Genomic DNA, 17,437 nt, shown 5'->3' with positions numbered 1-17,437 from the left:
GCGCCGCCCTCGGCCCGGTCGGTTTCAGTCGTCCGCGCCGTGATCGTCGCCGGCGTCGTGCCCGGGGCCGTCGTCGTTGCCGCCGTCGTCATGACCGCTGCCGTGATCGTCGCCGGCGTCGTGCCCGGGGCCGTGGTCGTCGTCGCCCATGCGGTCGTCATCGCCATCGCGCCCGCGACCCCTGCCTTTGCGATCGTCGCCGCGCCGGTCGTCGGAATGGGCGCGCCGCGGGTCGTCGAGGTCTTTCAACCCGGCGGTCTCGGTCTTGAGCAAGGCGCCGGTCTGGATATCGTAGATCGCCTCGATCTTGTGCGTGTCGTTCCACGCCTCGACCTTCAGCTGGTCGCGGCGCTGCTCGACCTCGATCCGGCCATAGCCGGCGGCGGCGAAGTCCCTGGTCAGCCGGTCGGCGGTCAGCCCGGCCTTGGCGCTCAGCGGGGCCAGAATGGCGATGGCCAGAACGAAGGGGAATTTCATGTCGGTTCTCCCGTTTAGGTCTTGAAGGTGTCTGCCGGTCTCCCCCGGCAGGCCGCGGCGGTGGCCGTGGCCAGCGCATCGGGCATGGTTCGGTGGCGCCGGGAAATCCGCCGCGCGGCCGAAATCGGCGCCTTCCCCCGGGCGGCGGATCGGCCTAAACCTTGGTTTAGGCCGGGGTTGTGCAGCCCTGGCGTGCAAGCCGGGGCAGGAGGGCAGGATGGAAACGATCCGTATCGAGGTGGATGGTCGCGGGGTTGCCCGGCTGGATCTGGCGCGGGTGGAAAAGCACAACGCCTTGTCTGCGCAGATGATTTCCGAACTGACTTCGGCCGCCGAACGCCTTGGCCGCGATCCGGCGGTGCGGGTGGTGGTGCTGGGCGCGCAAGGCGAAACCTTCTGCGCCGGGGGCGATCTGGGCTGGATGCGCGAACAGATGGCCGCCGACGGCGCCACCCGTGCGCGCGAGGCGACGAAGCTGGCCATGATGCTGCGGGCGCTGAACGAGCTGCCCAAGCCCCTGATCGGCCGGGTGCAGGGCAACGCCTTTGGCGGCGGCGTCGGCATGATGTCGGTCTGCGATGTGGCGATCGGGGTGGATCGCGCGCGTTTCGGGCTGACCGAAACCCGGCTGGGGCTGATTCCCGCCACCATCGGCCCCTATGTGCTGGCCCGCATGGGCGAGGCGATGGCCCGCCGCGTGTTCATGTCGGCCCGGCTGTTCGGCGCGGCCGAGGCGGTGCAACTGGGCCTGCTGGCCGCAGCCGTGCCGGCCGAGGCGCTGGATGCCGCGGTCGAGGCCGAGGTGACCCCCTATCTGTCCTGCGCGCCCGGCGCCGTCGCGCGGGCCAAGCGGCTGGCGCGCGCGCTGGGGCCGCGGATCGACGATGCCGCCATCGCCACCAGCATCGAGGCGCTGGTGGCCACCTGGGAAGACCCCGAGGCGGCCGAAGGGATCGGGGCCTTTTTTGCAAAACGCAAGCCGGCCTGGGGGTGATCGGCGCCTTGTCAACTCGGCATGACAGCCGTCATGTCAGATTGCGACGCGGCCTTGCGGCATCGGCAGGGCGGGCGGCAAGAGCTTGCCGTGAAATCGACATTTTTCCCGAAGCTTGCCTTGGATGGCGCAAGCCGCCTAACGATGCCGCAGCTGCACGGTCGGGCTTGTGTTCTGGTGTGCAATTGCATACGAAGCAGCGAAATCCGCCGGATTCGACCGGCCTTTCCCATGCGGTTTGTTGACCCGTCACCGGGCGCAGAGTAAACGGGGGGCCAAGCCGAACCGGCGGCGTTCCGTCCGCCCAGCCGAAGGAGCCACAATTGGACGCTCTTCTGCGAGAATACCTTCCGATCCTCATTTTGCTGGGGCTGGCCGTAGGATTGGGCCTTGTGCTGATCCTGGCGGCGGCGGTGCTGGCGGTGCGCAAGCCCGACCCGGAAAAGGTCTCGGCCTACGAATGCGGCTTCAACGCCTTCGACGACGCGCGGATGAAGTTCGACGTGCGCTTCTACCTCGTGTCGATCCTGTTCATCATCTTCGACCTCGAAGTGGCGTTCCTGTTCCCCTGGGCCGTGGCCTTTGGCGACCTGAGCATGACGGCCTTCTGGTCGATGATGGTGTTCCTGGCGGTGCTGACCGTCGGTTTTGCCTATGAATGGAAGAAGGGGGCCCTGGAATGGGAGTGATGACCGGGGCGAACACCGCCGGGGTGGATCGCGAGCATGTCACCGCCGCCCTGAACCGCGAGTTGCAGGACAAGGGCTTTCTGCTGACCTCGACCGAGGATGTCATCAACTGGGCGCGCAACGGCTCTCTGATGTGGATGACCTTCGGCCTGGCCTGCTGCGCGGTCGAGATGATCCAGCTGTCGATGCCGCGCTATGACCTCGAACGCTTCGGCACCGCGCCGCGCGCCTCGCCGCGCCAGTCGGACCTTATGATCGTGGCCGGCACCCTGACCAACAAGATGGCGCCCGCGCTGCGCAAGGTCTACGACCAGATGCCCGAGCCGCGCTATGTGATCTCGATGGGGTCCTGCGCCAACGGCGGCGGCTATTATCACTACAGCTATTCCGTGGTGCGCGGCTGCGACCGTGTGGTGCCGGTGGACATCTACGTTCCGGGCTGCCCGCCTACGGCCGAGGCGCTGCTCTACGGTATCCTGCAACTGCAGCGGAAGATCCGCCGCACCGGCACGCTTGTGCGCTGAGGAGGGGTCATGTCGGAAGCCTTGCGGGAACTGGGCGCGCTGATCGAACTGAAGCGCGGCGATGACGTGATCGGCTGGTCGGTCGCCCACGGCGAGCTGACCGTGGAAATCGCGCCGCAGCACGTCGTGACGTTCATGGAATACCTGAAAACCGACCAGAACTGCCTGTTCACTACGCTGGTGGACGTGACGGCGGTGGACTGGCCCGAGCGCGACCGGCGCTTCGATCTGGTCTGGCATCTGCTGTCGATGCAGCGCAACCAGCGCATCCGGGTGAAGGCCGCGGTCGAGGAAGACCAGATGGTGCCTTCGGTCGTGTCGGTCTGGCCTTCGGCCAACTGGTACGAGCGCGAGGTGTTCGACATGTTCGGCATCCTGTTTTCTGGTCACCCCGACCTGCGCCGCATCCTGACCGACTACGGTTTCCGCGGCTATCCGCTGCGCAAGGATTTCCCGACCACCGGTTATACCGAAGTGCGCTACGACGACGCGCAGAAGCGTGTGGTCTACGAGCCCGTGAAGCTGGTGCAGGAATACCGGCAGTTCGATTTCCTCAGCCCCTGGGAAGGCGCGCAGTATATCCTTCCGGGCGACGAAAAGGGGGCGAAGTGATGGACGGCACCTTCAACGACGCGCAGACCGGCGAACAGAAGATTCGCAACTTCAACATCAACTTCGGCCCGCAACACCCTGCGGCGCATGGCGTCTTGCGCCTGGTGCTGGAGCTTGACGGCGAAATCGTGGAACGCGCCGACCCGCATGTGGGCCTGTTGCACCGCGGCACCGAAAAGCTGATGGAAAGCCGCACCTACCTGCAGAACCTGCCTTATCTCGACCGGCTGGATTATGTGGCGCCGATGAACCAGGAACACGCCTGGTGCCTGGCGATCGAGCGGCTGACCGGGGTGCAGGCGCCGCGGCGGGCCAGCCTGATCCGCGTGCTGTTTTCGGAAATCGGCCGCATCCTGAACCATCTGATGAACGTGACCACAGGGGCGATGGACGTGGGCGCGCTGACCCCGCCGCTCTGGGGTTTCACGGCGCGCGAAGAACTGATGGTGTTCTACGAACGCGCTTGCGGGGCGCGGCTGCACGCCGCCTATTTCCGCCCCGGCGGTGTGCACCAGGATCTGACCTCCGACCTGCTGGACGATATCGATGCCTGGGCCGACCGCTTTCCCAAGCTGCTGGACGATATCGACGGGCTGCTGACGGAAAACCGCATCTTCAAGCAGCGCACCGTCGATATCGCCGTGGTTTCGGCGCAGGATGCGTTGGACTGGGGCTTTTCGGGCGTGATGGTGCGCGGTTCGGGCCTTGCCTGGGACTTGCGCCGCGCCCAGCCCTACGAGTGCTACAACGAATTCGACTTCCAGATCCCGATCGGCCGCAACGGCGACTGCTACGACCGTTACCTGCTGCGCATGCAGGAAATGCGCGAGTCGACCCGGATCATCAAGCAGGCGGTCGCCAAGCTGCGGGTGGAACAAGGCGACGTTCTGGCCCGCGGCAAGCTGACGCCGCCGAAGCGGGCCGAGATGAAGCGGTCGATGGAAGCGCTGATCCACCACTTCAAGCTGTATACCGAAGGCTTCCACGTGCCTGCCGGCGAGGTTTATGCCGCCGTCGAGGCGCCGAAGGGCGAGTTCGGCGTCTATCTGGTGGCCGACGGCACCAACAAGCCGTGGCGCGCCAAGCTGCGCGCGCCGGGATACGCGCATCTTCAGGCGATGGATTTCATGGCCCGCGGTCACCAGCTGGCCGATGTGGCGGCCATCATCGCCACGATGGACATCGTTTTCGGGGAGATCGACCGTTGATATTGCATATCAGACCGTCGGCTTCCCACCTCGGGCGGGCAGGGCAAGGGCCTTGCGCCACCCGAACCACAGGAGTTGATGCCATGTTCCGTTCCTTCCTTGCCGCCGCCGCGCTGACGCTTGCTGCCGGGGCCGCGCAGGCCCAGGCCACGCCCGAACAGGTCCAGGCGCTGGTCAAGGCGATTGCCGAGGCCGGCTGCGTCGTGAACGCCGACAACAACGCCGCCATCCTGTCGGCCGCCGGCTTGCAGGGGCAGGATGCACAGGTGGTCGTCAATGCGCTGCTGGGCCTTGGCCAGGCGGAAATCATCGACGGCAACCTGAAGCTCAAGACGGCGGGGTGCAACTGATGCTGCGCCGGCTTGCTGCCCACCAGCCTGCGGGCTTTGCCTTTACCCCGGCCAACCAGGCCTGGGCCGAGGCGCAGATCACCAAGTATCCGCCCGGGCGCCAGGCATCGGCGATCATCCCGCTGCTGTGGCGGGCGCAGGAACAGGAAGGCTGGCTGTCGAAGCCGGCCATCGAGCATGTCGCCGACATGCTGGGCATGCCCTATATCCGCGCGCTCGAAGTGGCGACCTTCTACTTCATGTTCCAGCTGCACCCCGTCGGGTCGGTGGCCAACATCCAGATCTGCGGCACCACGTCCTGCATGATCTGCGGCGCGGAGGATCTGGTCGAGGTCTGCCAGCGCAAGATCGCCGCCAAGCCGCACACCCTGTCGGCCGACGGCAAGTTCAGCTGGGAGGAGGTCGAGTGCCTGGGCGCCTGCGCCAACGCGCCGATGGCGCAGATCGGCAAGGACTATTACGAGGATCTGACGCCCGAGCGGCTGGAATGGATTCTCGACGAGCTGTCGGCCGGCCGCGTGCCGGTGCCGGGGCCCCAGAACGGCCGCTATGCGTCGGAACCGAAGTCGGGGCTGACCTCGCTGAAGGATTTCGAATCCGGCCGCACCCAGTATAACGCCAGCGCCCAGGCGGCGGTGGACATCGGCGATACGGTCAAGCGCATCGACGGCACCGAGGTGCCGCTTGTGGTGTCGTGGAAAGCCCGCGCCGAACCGCAGGCGGCACCTGCGGCCCCCGCGCCCGCTGCCACGCCGGCGGCGGCCGAAGGCACCCGGCCGCAGGCCCTGGCGGGCGCGCGCGACGGCCGCCCCGACGATCTGAAGAAGATCGAGGGCATCGGTCCGGTGCTGGAAAAGCTGTGCCACGAGCTCGGCATCTTCCACTACGACCAGATCGCGGCCTGGGGCCCGGCGGAAGTGGCGTGGATGGACAGCAACCTCAAGGGCTTCAAGGGCCGCGTCAGCCGCGACCGCTGGGTGGCCCAGGCGAAACTGATCGGCGAGGTCGGGATGGACGAGTTCCTGCGCCGCGCCAGGACCAACGACTACTGAGGCCGCCCCGATGGCGCGCCAGCCCACAGCGGCGCAAGCCGCCTTTGCCCGGCAGATGCGGGTGGTGGCGCTGGTTATTGCCGGAACCACGCTGTTGTGGCTGGTCTTGGGCGAAATCGGGCGGCAATACGGGTGGGAGGCGCGTTACGCCTTCCTGATCGATCTGGCGGCGCTGGCCGCCTATGTCTGGGCGCTGATCAACGCCTGGCAACTCTGGCGGAAACGCCGGGACACATGAGGGAACGCGGATGCTGAAGGATCAGGACCGGATCTTTACCAACCTCTACGGGATGCACGACCGCACCCTGGCGGGGGCGCGCAAGCGCGGTCATTGGGACGGCACCGCCGAAATCATCGCGCGCGGGCGCGACAAGATCGTCGATCAGGTCAAGGCATCCGGCCTGCGCGGCCGCGGCGGGGCAGGGTTCCCGACCGGGCTCAAGTGGTCGTTCATGCCCAAGCAGTCGGACGGGCGGCCGAGCTATCTGGTCATCAACGCCGACGAATCCGAACCCGGCACCTGCAAGGACCGGGAGATCATGCGCCACGATCCGCATACCCTGATCGAAGGGGCGCTGATCGCCAGCTTCGCGATGGGCGCGCATACCTGCTATATCTACATCCGCGGCGAATACATCCGCGAACGCGAGGCGCTGCAGGCTGCGATCGACGAATGCTATGATGCCGGGCTTCTGGGCCGCAACGCGGCCGGCAGCGGCTGGGACTTCGACCTGTTCCTGCACCACGGGGCCGGCGCCTATATCTGCGGAGAGGAAACCGCCCTGCTGGAAAGCCTGGAAGGCAAGAAGGGGATGCCGCGGATGAAGCCGCCGTTCCCGGCCGGCTCGGGGCTTTACGGTTGCCCGACCACGGTGAACAACGTGGAATCCATCGCCGTGGTGCCCACCATCCTGCGCCGCGGGCCGGACTGGTTTGCGGGCTTCGGCCGCCCGAACAACGCCGGCACCAAACTGTTCGCCATCTCGGGCCACGTCAACAACCCCTGCGTGGTCGAGGAGGCGATGTCGATCCCGCTCAAGGAGCTGCTGGAGCGGCATTGCGGCGGCGTGCGCGGCGGGTGGAAGAACCTCAAGGCGGTCATCCCCGGCGGCTCGTCCGTGCAGATGCTGCGCGCCGAGGAATGCGACGAGTGCATCATGGATTTCGACTGGCTGCGCGAGCGCAAATCGGGCCTGGGCACCGCGGCGGTGATCGTGATGGATCAGTCCACCGACATCATCAAGGCGATCTGGCGGCTTTCCAAGTTCTACAAGCACGAAAGCTGCGGCCAGTGCACGCCTTGCCGCGAAGGCACCGGCTGGATGATGCGGGTGATGGAACGTCTGGTGAAGGGCGAGGCCGAGCTTGAGGAAATCGACATGCTCTTGTCGGTGACCAGGCAGGTCGAAGGCCATACGATCTGTGCGCTTGGCGATGCGGCGGCCTGGCCGATCCAGGGCCTGATCCGCCAGTTTCGCGACGAGATCGAAGACCGGATCAAGGCGCGCAAGACCGGGCGCATGGGCGCGATGGCGGCGGAATGATGCGGCGCGCGGTCCTGATCCTCGGGGTGGCGCTGGCGGTGGCGGGGTGTTCCACGCTCGACCGCGTCAACCCGTTCAAGCGCAAGGATGCGGCCGAGGCAAGCCTGCCTTACCGCGCCGCGCTGCGCGCGGACCGGGACGGTGCGCTGACGGTCACGGTCAAGGCGCCGGGGGCGACGGTGGACATGGTGCGCGAAAGCGTGCGTTACCCGGTGACCCGGTATTGCCTGCTGGAACGCGGGTCGTCCGATGCCGATTGGGTCACCGATCCGGCCACGGGCGACTGGGCCTATACCGCAACGCCGCAAGGCGACCTGACCTTTCAGGCGCGTTGCCGGGCATGAAACTTCGGGGGCGCGCGTCGGTGCGCCCTGCGACGACGACAAGGGGCACCCGCGAGGGGCCGGGATGAAAGAGGCGCGAGCATGAGCACGCTGAAGAAGATCATCATCGACGGCATCGAGGTCGAGGTCGATCCGGCGATGACGCTGATCCAGGCCGCCGAGGTGGCGGGCGTGGAGATCCCGCGCTTTTGCTATCACGAACGGCTCAGCATCGCGGGCAACTGCCGGATGTGCCTGGTCGAGGTCGTCGGCGGCCCGCCCAAGCCTGCGGCAAGCTGTGCGATGCAGGTGCGCGACCTGCGCCCCGGCCCGAACGGCGAGCCGCCGGTGGTCAAGACCAACAGCCCGATGGTCAAGAAGGCGCGCGAAGGGGTTATGGAGTTTCTGCTCATCAACCACCCGCTCGACTGCCCGATCTGCGACCAGGGCGGCGAATGCGACCTGCAGGACCAGGCGATGGCCTATGGCGTGGATTTTTCCCGCTACCGCGAGCCCAAGCGCGCCTCCGAGGATCTGAACCTCGGGCCGCTGGTGGCGACCACGATGACGCGCTGCATTTCCTGCACCCGCTGCGTGCGCTTTACCACCGAGGTCGCGGGGATCACCCAGATGGGCCAGACGGGCCGCGGCGAAGATGCCGAGATCACCAGCTATCTCAACCAGACGCTGGACTCGAACCTGCAAGGCAACATCATCGACCTGTGCCCGGTCGGCGCGCTGACCTCCAAGCCCTACGCTTTCACCGCGCGGCCGTGGGAGCTGACCAAGACCGAGACCATCGACGTGATGGACGCGCTGGGGTCGAACATCCGCGTCGATACCAAGGGGCGCGAGGTCATGCGCATCCTGCCGCGCAACCATGACGGCGTGAACGAGGAGTGGATCAGCGACAAGACCCGCTTCGTCTGGGACGGCCTGCGCCGCCAGCGGCTGGACCGGCCCTATGTCCGCCGCGGCGGGCGGCTGGTTCCGGTGACCTGGGCACAGGCGCTGGACGCCGTGGCGCAGGCGGTCAAGGGGCGCAAGGTGGCGGGCCTTGTCGGCGATCTGGCGAACGTGGAGTCGGCCTATTCGCTCAAGCGGCTGGTCGAAGGGCTGGGCGGCAAGGTGGAATGCCGCACCGACGGCGCCAAGCTGCCCGAGGGCAACCGTTCCGCCTATGTCGGCACCGCGGCCATTGCCGATATCGACCAGGCAAAGCGCATCCTGCTGATCGGAACGGACCCGCGGTCCGAGGCGCCGGTGCTCAATGCCCGCATCCGCAAGGCCTGGGCCGCGGGTGCCGATGTGGCGCTGGTCGGCCCTGCGGTCGACCTCACCTACGACTACCACCACTTCGGCACCGGGCGCGAGGCGCTGACCGCCCTGCTGAAAGAGGATCTGACCAACACCGCCGGAACCCCCGGTCTGGTCATCGTCGGCATGGGCGCGCTGACCGAGGCCGATGGCGAGGCGGTGCTGAGCCAGGCGATGAAGATCGCCGAGCTTGGCGAGTCCAGGCTTCTGGTGCTGCACACCGCCGCTGCCCGGGTGGGGGCGATGGATGTGGGCGCCGTCACCCCCGGCGGGCTGACCGCGGCGATGGACGGGGCCGAGGTGATCTGGAACCTGGGCGCCGACGAGGTCGACATCGCCCCCGGTCCGGTGGTGATCTATCAGGGCAGCCACGGCGACCGTGGCGCGCACCGCGCCGACATCATCCTGCCCGCCGCCTGCTACACCGAGGAAAACGCCCTGTTCGTCAACACCGAGGGGCGCCCGCAACTGGCGATCCGCGCCGGCTTCCCGCCGGGCGAGGCCAAGGAAAACTGGGCGATCCTGCGCGCGGCTTCGGCCGAACTGGGGGCCGTGCTGCCCTGGGACGATCTGGCATCCTTGCGCCGCGCGCTGGTGGCCGACCATCCGCATCTGGGCCGCATCGACCGCGTGGCGGAAAACGCCTGGAACCGCATTCCGCTGCGCGAACCGGCCAATGCCGATTTCCGCCTGGCGATCCGCGATTTCTGGCTGACCAACCCGATTGCCCGGTCGTCGCCGCTGATGGCGCAGCTTTCGGCCAATGCCGCCGCTCGCGCCGCGCGCCCGATGGCGGCGGAGTGATGCCGATGGCCCGGGCAACCGCCCCCCTCGCACTGGCCCTGACCGGGCTTGCGGCCTGCGCCGACAGCGCGCAGGTGGGGCAGCATGCCTTGCCGCCGGCCTTTCTGGGGATCGAGACCCGGCTTCTCGATGGCGACCTGGTGAATTTCCGCGTGGCGATGCGTCATGCCGAAAGCCGCCGCCTGGTCGAAGATTACGCGGCCTGCGCGGCCGCGCAATATGCGCTGATCCGGGGCTACGGCTTTGCGCGCCATGTGCGCACGAACGTGGTTCAGGACGGGTCTGTTGCCAGGGCGGATGCGGTTTACACCATTTCGCCGGCGCTGCCGAAAGGGGTGGCCACCATCGATGCGGAAGTCACGGTGCGCGATTGCGGCGCCCGCGGCATTCCGACGGTGTAGGGCCCGGACAAGGAACGTGGGGACGTGAGGAAACATGGCTGAGTTTTTCCAGACCGGGGCGGGCATCGCGACCATCATCGCGGCCCAGGGCCTCCTGATCATCGGCTTCGTGATGCTGAGCCTGATCTTCCTTGTCTATGGCGACCGGAAAATCTGGGCCGCCGTGCAACTGCGCCGCGGGCCGAACGTGGTGGGCCCCTGGGGCCTGCTGCAGACCTTCGCCGACGCGCTGAAGTTCATGCTCAAGGAAATCGTGGTGCCCGCCGGCGCCGACCGGCCGGTGTTCTTCCTGGCGCCGATGCTGTCGTTCGTGCTGGCGGTGCTGGCCTGGGCGGTGGTGCCGTTGAACCACGGCTGGGTGCTGGCCGACATCAACGTCGCCATCCTGTTCGTGTTCGCGGTGTCCTCGCTCGAGGTTTACGGCGTCATCATGGGCGGCTGGGCCTCGAACTCGAAATACCCGTTCCTCGGGGGCCTGCGTTCGGCCGCGCAGATGATCTCCTACGAGGTGTCGCTGGGCCTCATCATCATCGGCATCATCATTTCCACCGGCTCGATGAATCTCAGCGCCATCGTCGAGGCGCAGCGCGGCGACTACGGGCTGTTCAACTGGTACTGGCTGCCGCATCTGCCGATGGTGGTGCTGTTCTTCGTGTCGGCGCTGGCCGAAACCAACCGCCCGCCGTTCGACCTGCCCGAGGCGGAATCGGAACTGGTGGCGGGGTTCATGGTGGAATATTCGTCCACGCCCTACCTTTTGTTCATGGCCGGCGAATACATCGCCATCTGGCTGATGTGCGCGCTGCTCAGCCTGCTGTTCTTCGGCGGCTGGCTCTCGCCCGTCCCCGGGCTGCCCGACGGGTTCCTGTGGATGTTCGCCAAGATGGTGTTCTTCTTCTTCCTGTTCGCCATGGTGAAGGCCATCGTGCCGCGCTACCGCTATGACCAGCTGATGCGGATCGGCTGGAAGGTGTTCCTGCCGCTGTCGCTGGCCTGGGTGGTGATCGTGGCGTTCCTGGCGAAATTCGAGGTTCTGGGCGGCGCCTGGGCGCGCTGGTCCGTGGGGGGCTGAGCGATGGGCATCGATATCAACCGCGCCGTCAAATACTTCTTCATGGTCGACTTCATCAAAGGCTTCGGCCTGGGGATGAAATACTTCTTCGCCCCGAAGGACACGCTGAACTACCCGCACGAAAAGGGGCCGCTGTCGCCCCGCTTCCGCGGCGAACATGCGCTGCGCCGCTATCCGAACGGCGAGGAACGCTGCATCGCCTGCAAGCTGTGCGAGGCGATCTGCCCGGCGCAGGCCATCACGATCGACGCCGAACCGCGCGAGGACGGCAGCCGCCGCACCACGCGCTACGACATCGACATGACCAAGTGCATCTACTGCGGCTTCTGCCAGGAGGCGTGCCCGGTGGATGCCATCGTCGAAGGTCCGAACTTCGAGTTCGCCACCGAGACGCGCGAGGAACTGTTCTACACCAAGGAAAAGCTGCTGGAAAACGGCGAGCGCTGGGAAGCGCAGATCGCCCGCAACCTGGAACTGGACGCGCCCTACCGATGAGCCCCGTCACCGTCCTCGGCTTTCCGTCGCCGCTGGCGATGGCCATGCTGGGCCCCTGGGCCTGGTGGCTTCCGGTCGTGCAGGCCGGTTGGTCGGCGGCCGGTGCGATGCCGGCGTTCGGGGTCAGGGTGGCGCTGCCGATGGGCACCTGCGGCATGGTGGTTGCGGGCGGCGCCCGTCCGGGCGAGGGCAAGGGGGGCACGGCATGAACGACGCGTGGCAAAAGATGATGCAGGCCATGCTGGAACAGTCCCAGCAGATGATGCGTGCGGTCAACCCGGCGCTGGAAACCTTTTCCGTCAAGGGGTTCGAGAACCTGATCCCCACCTTGTCGAAAGACTACATGGAAATGGTGTTCGGCAAGACCTTCAACCGCGACGGGCTGGATGCCAAGACGCGGATGCTGGTCACGCTGGCGGCATTGACCGTGCTGGGCGCGCAGGCCGAACCGCAACTGCGCCTGACGGTGCGCCATGCGCTGCAGGCCGGGGCGACGCAGCGCGAGATTGCCGAAGTGATCTATCAGATGAGCCTGTTCGGCGGCCTGCCCGCCATGCAGAAGGCGCTGGACATCGCGCAAGGCGTGTTCGCCGAAACCGAGGAGACCAAGGAATGACCCCCGCGACCGAAGGGAGCAAGCCATGACCATCGCCGACGTGGCTTTTTACGGCTTTGCCGTCGTGACGCTGGTGGCCGGCTTGCTGGTCACCGTGGCCCGCAACCCGGTGCATTCGGTGCTCTGGCTGATTCTTGCGTTCTTTTCCTCGGCGGGGCTGTTCGTGCTCCTGGGGGCGGAATTCGTGGCGATGCTGCTGGTCATTGTCTATGTCGGGGCGGTGGCGGTGCTGTTCCTGTTCGTGGTGATGATGCTCGACGTGGATTTCGCAGCGCTCAAGGGCGAGATGGCGCGGGCGATGCCGCTGGCGCTGCTGGTGGGCGTGGTGCTCATCATGCAGTTCGCGCTGGCCTTCGGCGCCTGGGTGCAGGCCGACGGCGCGCTTGGCCTGCGCCAGGCGGTGACGCCCGACGCGGCCGAGGTGGAAAACGCCAAGGCGCTGGGGCTGCTGCTCTATGACCGCTACTTCCTGCTGTTCCAGCTGGCGGGCATGATCCTGCTGGTGGCGATGATCGGCGCCATCGCGCTGACGCTGCGGCACCGCCAGGGCATCCGGCGGCAGGACGTGCTGCAACAGATGTGGCGCGATCCGGCCAAGACGATGGAACTCAAGGACGTGAAGCCGGGCCAGGGGCTCTGACCCCGGGCCTTCCGGGCCGCGACAATACAACGGGCGGGAGACACCGCCGACGAGGGACCAAACGATGGTGGGACTGGAACATTACCTGACGGTGGCGGCGGCGCTGTTCGTCATCGGGATCTTCGGGATTTTCCTGAACCGGAAGAACGTGATCGTCATCCTGATGTCGATCGAACTGATGCTGCTGTCGGTCAACATCAACCTGGTGGCGTTCTCCAGCTTTCTGGGCGACCTGGTGGGGCAGGTGTTCACCATGTTCGTGCTGACCGTGGCGGCGGCCGAAGCGGCGATCGGGCTTGCGATCCTCGTTTGCTTCTTCCGCAACCGCGGCACCATCGACGTCGAAGACGTCAACGTGATGAAGGGCTGAGCCGATGGAAACGATCATCCTGTTTGCGCCGCTGGTCGGCGCGCTGATCTGCGGCTTCGGCTGGCGTCTGATCGGGGAAAGGCCCGGCCAGGTGCTGACCACGGGGCTGGTGTTCCTGGCGGCGCTGCTGTCCTGGGTGGTGTTCCTCGGCTTCGATGGCGAAACCCGGCAGATCACGCTGCTGCGCTGGATCTCCTCGGGCACGCTGGAAACCGAATGGGCGATCCGGCTGGACCGGATGACCGCGATCATGCTGGTGGTGGTGAACTCGGTCTCGGCGCTGGTGCACCTCTATTCCTTCGGCTACATGGCGCATGACGACAACTGGGGCCACCACGAACATTACCGCGCCCGGTTCTTTGCCTATCTGTCGTTCTTCACCTTCGCCATGCTGATGCTGGTGACCTCGGACAACCTGGTGCAGATGTTCTTCGGCTGGGAAGGGGTGGGGGTCGCCTCCTATCTGCTGATCGGCTTCTACTACAAGAAGGCCAGCGCCAATGCTGCGGCGATCAAGGCCTTCGTCGTCAACCGCGTGGGCGACTTCGGCTTTGCGCTGGGTATCTTCGCGCTGTTCTACCTGACCGACAGCATCCGCTTCGACGACATCTTTGCCGCCGCGCCGCAACTGGCCGAAACCCGGCTGCATTTCCTGTGGACCGACTGGAACGCTGCCAACCTGATCGGGGTGTTGCTGTTCATCGGGGCGATGGGCAAGTCGGCGCAGCTGTTCCTGCACACCTGGCTTCCCGACGCGATGGAAGGCCCGACCCCGGTGTCGGCGCTGATCCACGCCGCGACGATGGTGACGGCCGGTGTGTTCCTGGTCAGCCGCATGTCGCCGGTGTTCGAATACGCGCCCGAGGCCAAGCTGATGATCGTGTATATCGGCGGCTTCACCGCGTTCTTCGCGGCCACCGTCGGCCTCGTGCAGAACGACATCAAGCGGGTGATCGCCTATTCCACCTGTTCGCAGCTGGGCTACATGTTCGTCGCGGCCGGGGTGGGCGTCTATTCGGTGGCGATGTTCCACCTGTTCACGCACGCCTTCTTCAAGGCCATGCTGTTCCTGGGCGCCGGCTCGGTGATCCACGCCACCCACCACGAACAGGACATGCGCAACTACGGCGGCCTGCGCAAGCACATCCCGCTGACCTTCTGGGCCATGATGATCGGCACGCTGGCCATCACCGGGGTCGGCATCCCGCTGACGCATATCGGTTTCGCCGGCTTCATCTCGAAGGATGCCGTGATCGAGAGCGCCTATGCCGGCGGGCCCGCCATCATCTTCTGGCTGCTGGTGGCCGGGGCTGCGATGACCAGCTTCTACAGCTGGCGGCTGATGTTCATGACCTTCTACGGCACCAGCCGGGCGAACAGCCACGGCCACGGCCACGGGCATGGGCATGGCCACGGGCATGACGATCACGCCCACGAGCCGCACGAAAGCCCCAAGGTCATGCTGATCCCGCTGGGTGTGCTGGCGCTTGGCGCGGTGTTCTCGGGGATGGTGTGGTACAACAGCTTCTTCGGCTCGGTCGAAAGCGTGCGCGCCTGGTTCGGCATGCCGGTGGCCGAGGCGCATGGCGCCGCGCCGGCGACCGACAGCCACGCTGCCGCCACCACCACCCACGGCGCGCCGGCGGCGGCCGAAGGCAATGGCGATGCGATGGTGCCGGGGCAGGGGGCGCTGTTCTTCCACCCCGACAACCACGTGCTGCACGCGGCGCACGAGGTGCCGAAGTGGGTCAAGGTCTCGCCCTTCGTCGCCATGCTGCTGGGTCTGGGGCTTGCCTATCAGATGTATATCCGCCGCCCCGACTGGCCGGCGAAACTGGCCGCCGAACAGAAGCCGCTTTACGAGTTCCTGCTCAACAAGTGGTATTTCGACGAAATCTACGACGCGATCTTCGTGCGTCCGGCCAAGTGGCTGGGGGCCTTCCTGTGGAAGCGCGGCGACGGCAACGTGATCGACGGCACGATCAACGGCATTGCGATGGGGATCGTGCCGTGGCTCACGCGGCTCGCGGGGCGGGCGCAGTCGGGCTATGTGTTCCACTACGCCTTCGCCATGGTGCTGGGCATCGTGGTGCTGGTCACCTGGATGACGCTGGCGGCCGGACACTGAGGGCAGAACGATGGACAACCTGATTTCGATCATCACCTTTGCCCCGGCGGTCGGCGCCCTGGTGCTTGCCGCCTTCCTGCGCGGCGACGATGCGGCGGCGCAGCGCAACGCCAAATGGGCTGCGCTGATGACCACCACGGTCACCTTCCTCTTGTCGCTGTTCCTGCTGGCAGGGTTCGATCCGGCCGACACCGGCTTCCAGTTCGTCGAGACCCGGCCCTGGGTGATGGGCCTGACCTACAAGGTCGGGGTCGACGGCATCTCGATCCTGTTCGTGCTGCTGACCACCTTCCTCATGCCGCTGACCATCGCGGCCTGCTGGGATGTGACCACCCGCGTCAAGGAATACATGATCGCGTTCCTGCTGCTGGAAACGCTGATGATCGGCGTGTTCGTGGCGCTGGACCTCGTGCTGTTCTACCTGTTCTTCGAGGCAGGGCTGATCCCGATGTTCCTTATCATCGGCATCTGGGGCGGCAAGGACCGCATCTATGCCAGCTTCAAGTTCTTCCTTTATACCTTCCTCGGCTCGGTGCTGATGCTGGTGGCGATGATCGCCATGTATGTCGATGCCGGCACGACCGACATTGCGGCGCTGTTGCGCCACAACTTCGGGTCCGAGGATTTCACCGTCCTGGGCATCCACATCGTCGGCGGAGCGCAAACGCTGATGTGGCTGGCGTTCTTTGCCAGCTTCGCGGTCAAGATGCCGATGTGGCCGGTGCACACCTGGCTGCCCGATGCCCACGTGCAGGCGCCGACCGCCGGGTCGGTGGTTCTGGCCGCGATCCTGCTGAAGATGGGCGGTTACGGGTTCCTGCGGTTCTCCTTGCCGATGTTCCCGGTGGCGTCCGACCTGCTGGCCCCGCTGGTCCTGTGGCTGTCGGCCATCGCCATCGTCTACACCAGCCTCGTGGCGCTGGCGCAGCACGACATGAAGAAGCTCATCGCCTATTCGTCGGTCGCGCACATGGGCTATGTCACGATGGGGATCTTCGCGGTGAACCAGCAGGGCATCGACGGCGCGATCTTCCAGATGATCAGCCACGGCTTCATCTCGGGCGCGCTGTTCCTGTGCGTCGGCGTCATCTACGACCGGATGCACACGCGCGAGATCGACGCCTACGGCGGCCTGGTGAACCGGATGCCCGCCTATGCGCTGATCTTCATGTTCTTCACGATGGCGAACGTGGGCCTGCCCGGCACCTCGGGCTTCATCGGCGAGTTCCTGACCCTGATGGGCGTCTTCCAGGTCAACACCTGGGTCGCGGTGGTGGCCACCACGGGGGTGATCCTTTCGGCGGCCTATGCGCTGTGGCTCTATCGCCGGGTGGTGATGGGCGATCTCATCAAGGAAAGCCTGCGGTCGATCACCGACATGACCAGCCGCGAAAGGGCGATCTTTGCGCCGCTGGTGGCCATGACCCTGTTGCTGGGCGTCTATCCCGCGCTGGTCACCGACCTGATCGGGCCCAGCGTCGAGGCCCTGATTTCCGACTATCGCGCCGCGGTGCCGCTTGCAGAAGCCGGCACGCGCCTGGCCAGCCACTGAGGAGCGTGACATGACCCCCGCAGATCTTTCGATCCTCCTGCCGGAGATCGTGCTGGCGCTGCTGTGCATGGCCGCACTTCTCGGCGCCGTCTACACCGCGCAAGACCGGCTGACCCCGACGCTCACCTGGGGGGCGGCGGCGCTGTTCCTGGCGCTGGCTGCCTGGGTCGGCACCACCGGCGGCGACCGCATCGCCTTCGGCGGTCTGTTCGTCGACGACGCCTTCTCCCGCTTTGCCAAGGTGGTGATCCTCGTCTCGGCCGCGGCCG

21 protein-coding genes and 1 pseudogene are annotated in these 17,437 nt (G+C 66.3%); 21 read left to right on the top strand and 1 reads right to left on the bottom strand.

Annotated features, from left to right (window positions below; all coding sequences use genetic code 11):
- Positions 1 to 24: 24 nt before the first annotated feature.
- Positions 25 to 477, bottom strand: a complete 453-nt coding sequence (locus ACK4S2_RS13945) for a hypothetical protein (RefSeq protein WP_409625577.1) — start codon at positions 475 to 477, stop codon at positions 25 to 27.
- A 217-nt stretch (positions 478 to 694) separates the two neighbouring features.
- On the opposite strand from ACK4S2_RS13945, the gene ACK4S2_RS13940 reads away from it, so the two are divergent.
- The 21 genes and pseudogenes from ACK4S2_RS13940 to ACK4S2_RS13840 form a co-directional block, all read left to right on the top strand.
- Positions 695 to 1,471 (top strand): crotonase/enoyl-CoA hydratase family protein, encoded by a 777-nt coding sequence (locus ACK4S2_RS13940; RefSeq protein WP_409625574.1) that lies wholly within the window; start codon positions 695 to 697, stop codon positions 1,469 to 1,471.
- Between the two features lie 323 nt (positions 1,472 to 1,794).
- On the top strand, positions 1,795 to 2,160 hold the full coding sequence (locus ACK4S2_RS13935) for an NADH-quinone oxidoreductase subunit A (RefSeq protein ID WP_409625571.1): 366 nt from the start codon (positions 1,795 to 1,797) through the stop codon (positions 2,158 to 2,160).
- Positions 2,160 to 2,684 carry a NuoB/complex I 20 kDa subunit family protein gene (locus ACK4S2_RS13930; protein WP_409625580.1) on the top strand — a complete coding sequence of 175 codons (525 nt, stop codon included), beginning with the start codon at positions 2,160 to 2,162 and terminating at the stop codon, positions 2,682 to 2,684. The genes ACK4S2_RS13935 and ACK4S2_RS13930 overlap by 1 nt, the downstream gene beginning before the upstream one ends.
- Before the next feature lie 9 nt (positions 2,685 to 2,693).
- Positions 2,694 to 3,296, top strand: coding sequence for an NADH-quinone oxidoreductase subunit C (locus tag ACK4S2_RS13925; protein WP_409625568.1), 603 nt, complete (start codon positions 2,694 to 2,696; stop codon positions 3,294 to 3,296).
- Positions 3,296 to 4,504, top strand: a complete 1,209-nt coding sequence (locus ACK4S2_RS13920) for an NADH-quinone oxidoreductase subunit D (RefSeq protein WP_409625565.1) — start codon at positions 3,296 to 3,298, stop codon at positions 4,502 to 4,504. Before ACK4S2_RS13925 ends, ACK4S2_RS13920 begins: the two co-directional genes overlap by 1 nt.
- Before the next feature lie 83 nt (positions 4,505 to 4,587).
- On the top strand, positions 4,588 to 4,854 hold the full coding sequence (locus ACK4S2_RS13915) for a hypothetical protein (protein ID WP_409625562.1): 267 nt from the start codon (positions 4,588 to 4,590) through the stop codon (positions 4,852 to 4,854).
- Positions 4,854 to 5,906 carry an NADH-quinone oxidoreductase subunit NuoE gene (gene nuoE, locus ACK4S2_RS13910; RefSeq protein WP_409625559.1) on the top strand — a complete coding sequence of 351 codons (1,053 nt, stop codon included), beginning with the start codon at positions 4,854 to 4,856 and terminating at the stop codon, positions 5,904 to 5,906. The genes ACK4S2_RS13915 and nuoE overlap by 1 nt, the downstream gene beginning before the upstream one ends.
- Positions 5,907 to 5,916: 10 nt before the next feature.
- A complete protein-coding gene (locus ACK4S2_RS13905) occupies positions 5,917 to 6,144 on the top strand; it encodes a DUF5337 domain-containing protein (RefSeq protein ID WP_409625556.1) in 228 nt (75 codons plus the stop codon).
- A 10-nt stretch (positions 6,145 to 6,154) separates the two neighbouring features.
- Positions 6,155 to 7,450, top strand: coding sequence for an NADH-quinone oxidoreductase subunit NuoF (gene nuoF, locus ACK4S2_RS13900; RefSeq protein ID WP_409625553.1), 1,296 nt, complete (start codon positions 6,155 to 6,157; stop codon positions 7,448 to 7,450).
- Complete coding sequence (locus ACK4S2_RS13895) at positions 7,447 to 7,794, top strand: hypothetical protein (protein ID WP_409625550.1); 348 nt, start codon at positions 7,447 to 7,449, stop codon at positions 7,792 to 7,794. Before nuoF ends, ACK4S2_RS13895 begins: the two co-directional genes overlap by 4 nt.
- A gap of 81 nt (positions 7,795 to 7,875) precedes the next feature.
- On the top strand, positions 7,876 to 9,894 hold the full coding sequence (nuoG, locus tag ACK4S2_RS13890) for an NADH-quinone oxidoreductase subunit NuoG (RefSeq protein ID WP_409625547.1): 2,019 nt from the start codon (positions 7,876 to 7,878) through the stop codon (positions 9,892 to 9,894).
- The gene (locus ACK4S2_RS13885) at positions 9,894 to 10,295 is read left to right on the top strand and encodes a hypothetical protein (RefSeq protein WP_409625544.1); all 402 of its coding nucleotides are present in this window, start codon (positions 9,894 to 9,896) and stop codon (positions 10,293 to 10,295) included. Before nuoG ends, ACK4S2_RS13885 begins: the two co-directional genes overlap by 1 nt.
- A 34-nt stretch (positions 10,296 to 10,329) precedes the next feature.
- Complete coding sequence (gene nuoH / locus ACK4S2_RS13880) at positions 10,330 to 11,367, top strand: NADH-quinone oxidoreductase subunit NuoH (protein ID WP_409625541.1); 1,038 nt, start codon at positions 10,330 to 10,332, stop codon at positions 11,365 to 11,367.
- Positions 11,368 to 11,370: 3 nt separating this feature from the next.
- Positions 11,371 to 11,862 (top strand): NADH-quinone oxidoreductase subunit NuoI, encoded by a 492-nt coding sequence (nuoI, locus tag ACK4S2_RS13875; protein ID WP_409625538.1) that lies wholly within the window; start codon positions 11,371 to 11,373, stop codon positions 11,860 to 11,862.
- A complete protein-coding gene (locus ACK4S2_RS13870) occupies positions 11,859 to 12,071 on the top strand; it encodes a hypothetical protein (protein WP_409625536.1) in 213 nt (70 codons plus the stop codon). The genes nuoI and ACK4S2_RS13870 overlap by 4 nt, the downstream gene beginning before the upstream one ends.
- On the top strand, positions 12,068 to 12,478 hold the full coding sequence (locus ACK4S2_RS13865) for a carboxymuconolactone decarboxylase family protein (protein WP_409625533.1): 411 nt from the start codon (positions 12,068 to 12,070) through the stop codon (positions 12,476 to 12,478). Before ACK4S2_RS13870 ends, ACK4S2_RS13865 begins: the two co-directional genes overlap by 4 nt.
- A 25-nt stretch (positions 12,479 to 12,503) precedes the next feature.
- Complete coding sequence (locus ACK4S2_RS13860) at positions 12,504 to 13,118, top strand: NADH-quinone oxidoreductase subunit J (RefSeq protein WP_409625530.1); 615 nt, start codon at positions 12,504 to 12,506, stop codon at positions 13,116 to 13,118.
- A gap of 64 nt (positions 13,119 to 13,182) precedes the next feature.
- Positions 13,183 to 13,488 (top strand): NADH-quinone oxidoreductase subunit NuoK, encoded by a 306-nt coding sequence (nuoK, locus tag ACK4S2_RS13855; RefSeq protein ID WP_409625527.1) that lies wholly within the window; start codon positions 13,183 to 13,185, stop codon positions 13,486 to 13,488.
- Between the two features lie 4 nt (positions 13,489 to 13,492).
- Positions 13,493 to 15,616: an NADH-quinone oxidoreductase subunit L gene (gene nuoL / locus ACK4S2_RS13850; protein ID WP_409625524.1), complete on the top strand. Its 2,124-nt coding sequence runs from the start codon at positions 13,493 to 13,495 to the stop codon at positions 15,614 to 15,616.
- Positions 15,617 to 15,626: 10 nt separating this feature from the next.
- Complete coding sequence (locus ACK4S2_RS13845) at positions 15,627 to 17,168, top strand: NADH-quinone oxidoreductase subunit M (protein WP_409625521.1); 1,542 nt, start codon at positions 15,627 to 15,629, stop codon at positions 17,166 to 17,168.
- A 10-nt stretch (positions 17,169 to 17,178) separates the two neighbouring features.
- Positions 17,179 to 17,437, top strand: a pseudogene (locus ACK4S2_RS13840) (NADH-quinone oxidoreductase subunit N); the annotation flags it as partial.

Source organism: Gemmobacter sp. (assembly GCF_046292685.1).
In the GTDB taxonomy this organism is placed as follows: domain Bacteria; phylum Pseudomonadota; class Alphaproteobacteria; order Rhodobacterales; family Rhodobacteraceae; genus Wagnerdoeblera.
This window is presented reverse-complemented; position numbering and strand designations above follow the sequence as displayed.

What these genes read in the sequence shown, in the direction of transcription:
- ACK4S2_RS13945 (WP_409625577.1), bottom strand. Translation starts at nt 477, where the DNA reads ATGAAATTCCCCTTCGTTCTGGCCATCGCCATTCTGGCCCCGCTGAGC.
- ACK4S2_RS13940 (WP_409625574.1), top strand. Translation starts at nt 695, where the DNA reads ATGGAAACGATCCGTATCGAGGTGGATGGTCGCGGGGTTGCCCGGCTG.
- ACK4S2_RS13930 (WP_409625580.1), top strand. Translation starts at nt 2,160, where the DNA reads ATGACCGGGGCGAACACCGCCGGGGTGGATCGCGAGCATGTCACCGCC.
- ACK4S2_RS13925 (WP_409625568.1), top strand. Translation starts at nt 2,694, where the DNA reads ATGTCGGAAGCCTTGCGGGAACTGGGCGCGCTGATCGAACTGAAGCGC.
- ACK4S2_RS13920 (WP_409625565.1), top strand. Translation starts at nt 3,296, where the DNA reads ATGGACGGCACCTTCAACGACGCGCAGACCGGCGAACAGAAGATTCGC.
- ACK4S2_RS13915 (WP_409625562.1), top strand. Translation starts at nt 4,588, where the DNA reads ATGTTCCGTTCCTTCCTTGCCGCCGCCGCGCTGACGCTTGCTGCCGGG.
- nuoE (WP_409625559.1), top strand. Translation starts at nt 4,854, where the DNA reads ATGCTGCGCCGGCTTGCTGCCCACCAGCCTGCGGGCTTTGCCTTTACC.
- ACK4S2_RS13905 (WP_409625556.1), top strand. Translation starts at nt 5,917, where the DNA reads ATGGCGCGCCAGCCCACAGCGGCGCAAGCCGCCTTTGCCCGGCAGATG.
- nuoF (WP_409625553.1), top strand. Translation starts at nt 6,155, where the DNA reads ATGCTGAAGGATCAGGACCGGATCTTTACCAACCTCTACGGGATGCAC.
- ACK4S2_RS13895 (WP_409625550.1), top strand. Translation starts at nt 7,447, where the DNA reads ATGATGCGGCGCGCGGTCCTGATCCTCGGGGTGGCGCTGGCGGTGGCG.
- nuoG (WP_409625547.1), top strand. Translation starts at nt 7,876, where the DNA reads ATGAGCACGCTGAAGAAGATCATCATCGACGGCATCGAGGTCGAGGTC.
- ACK4S2_RS13885 (WP_409625544.1), top strand. Translation starts at nt 9,894, where the DNA reads ATGCCGATGGCCCGGGCAACCGCCCCCCTCGCACTGGCCCTGACCGGG.
- nuoH (WP_409625541.1), top strand. Translation starts at nt 10,330, where the DNA reads ATGGCTGAGTTTTTCCAGACCGGGGCGGGCATCGCGACCATCATCGCG.
- nuoI (WP_409625538.1), top strand. Translation starts at nt 11,371, where the DNA reads ATGGGCATCGATATCAACCGCGCCGTCAAATACTTCTTCATGGTCGAC.
- ACK4S2_RS13870 (WP_409625536.1), top strand. Translation starts at nt 11,859, where the DNA reads ATGAGCCCCGTCACCGTCCTCGGCTTTCCGTCGCCGCTGGCGATGGCC.
- ACK4S2_RS13865 (WP_409625533.1), top strand. Translation starts at nt 12,068, where the DNA reads ATGAACGACGCGTGGCAAAAGATGATGCAGGCCATGCTGGAACAGTCC.
- ACK4S2_RS13860 (WP_409625530.1), top strand. Translation starts at nt 12,504, where the DNA reads ATGACCATCGCCGACGTGGCTTTTTACGGCTTTGCCGTCGTGACGCTG.
- nuoK (WP_409625527.1), top strand. Translation starts at nt 13,183, where the DNA reads ATGGTGGGACTGGAACATTACCTGACGGTGGCGGCGGCGCTGTTCGTC.
- nuoL (WP_409625524.1), top strand. Translation starts at nt 13,493, where the DNA reads ATGGAAACGATCATCCTGTTTGCGCCGCTGGTCGGCGCGCTGATCTGC.
- ACK4S2_RS13845 (WP_409625521.1), top strand. Translation starts at nt 15,627, where the DNA reads ATGGACAACCTGATTTCGATCATCACCTTTGCCCCGGCGGTCGGCGCC.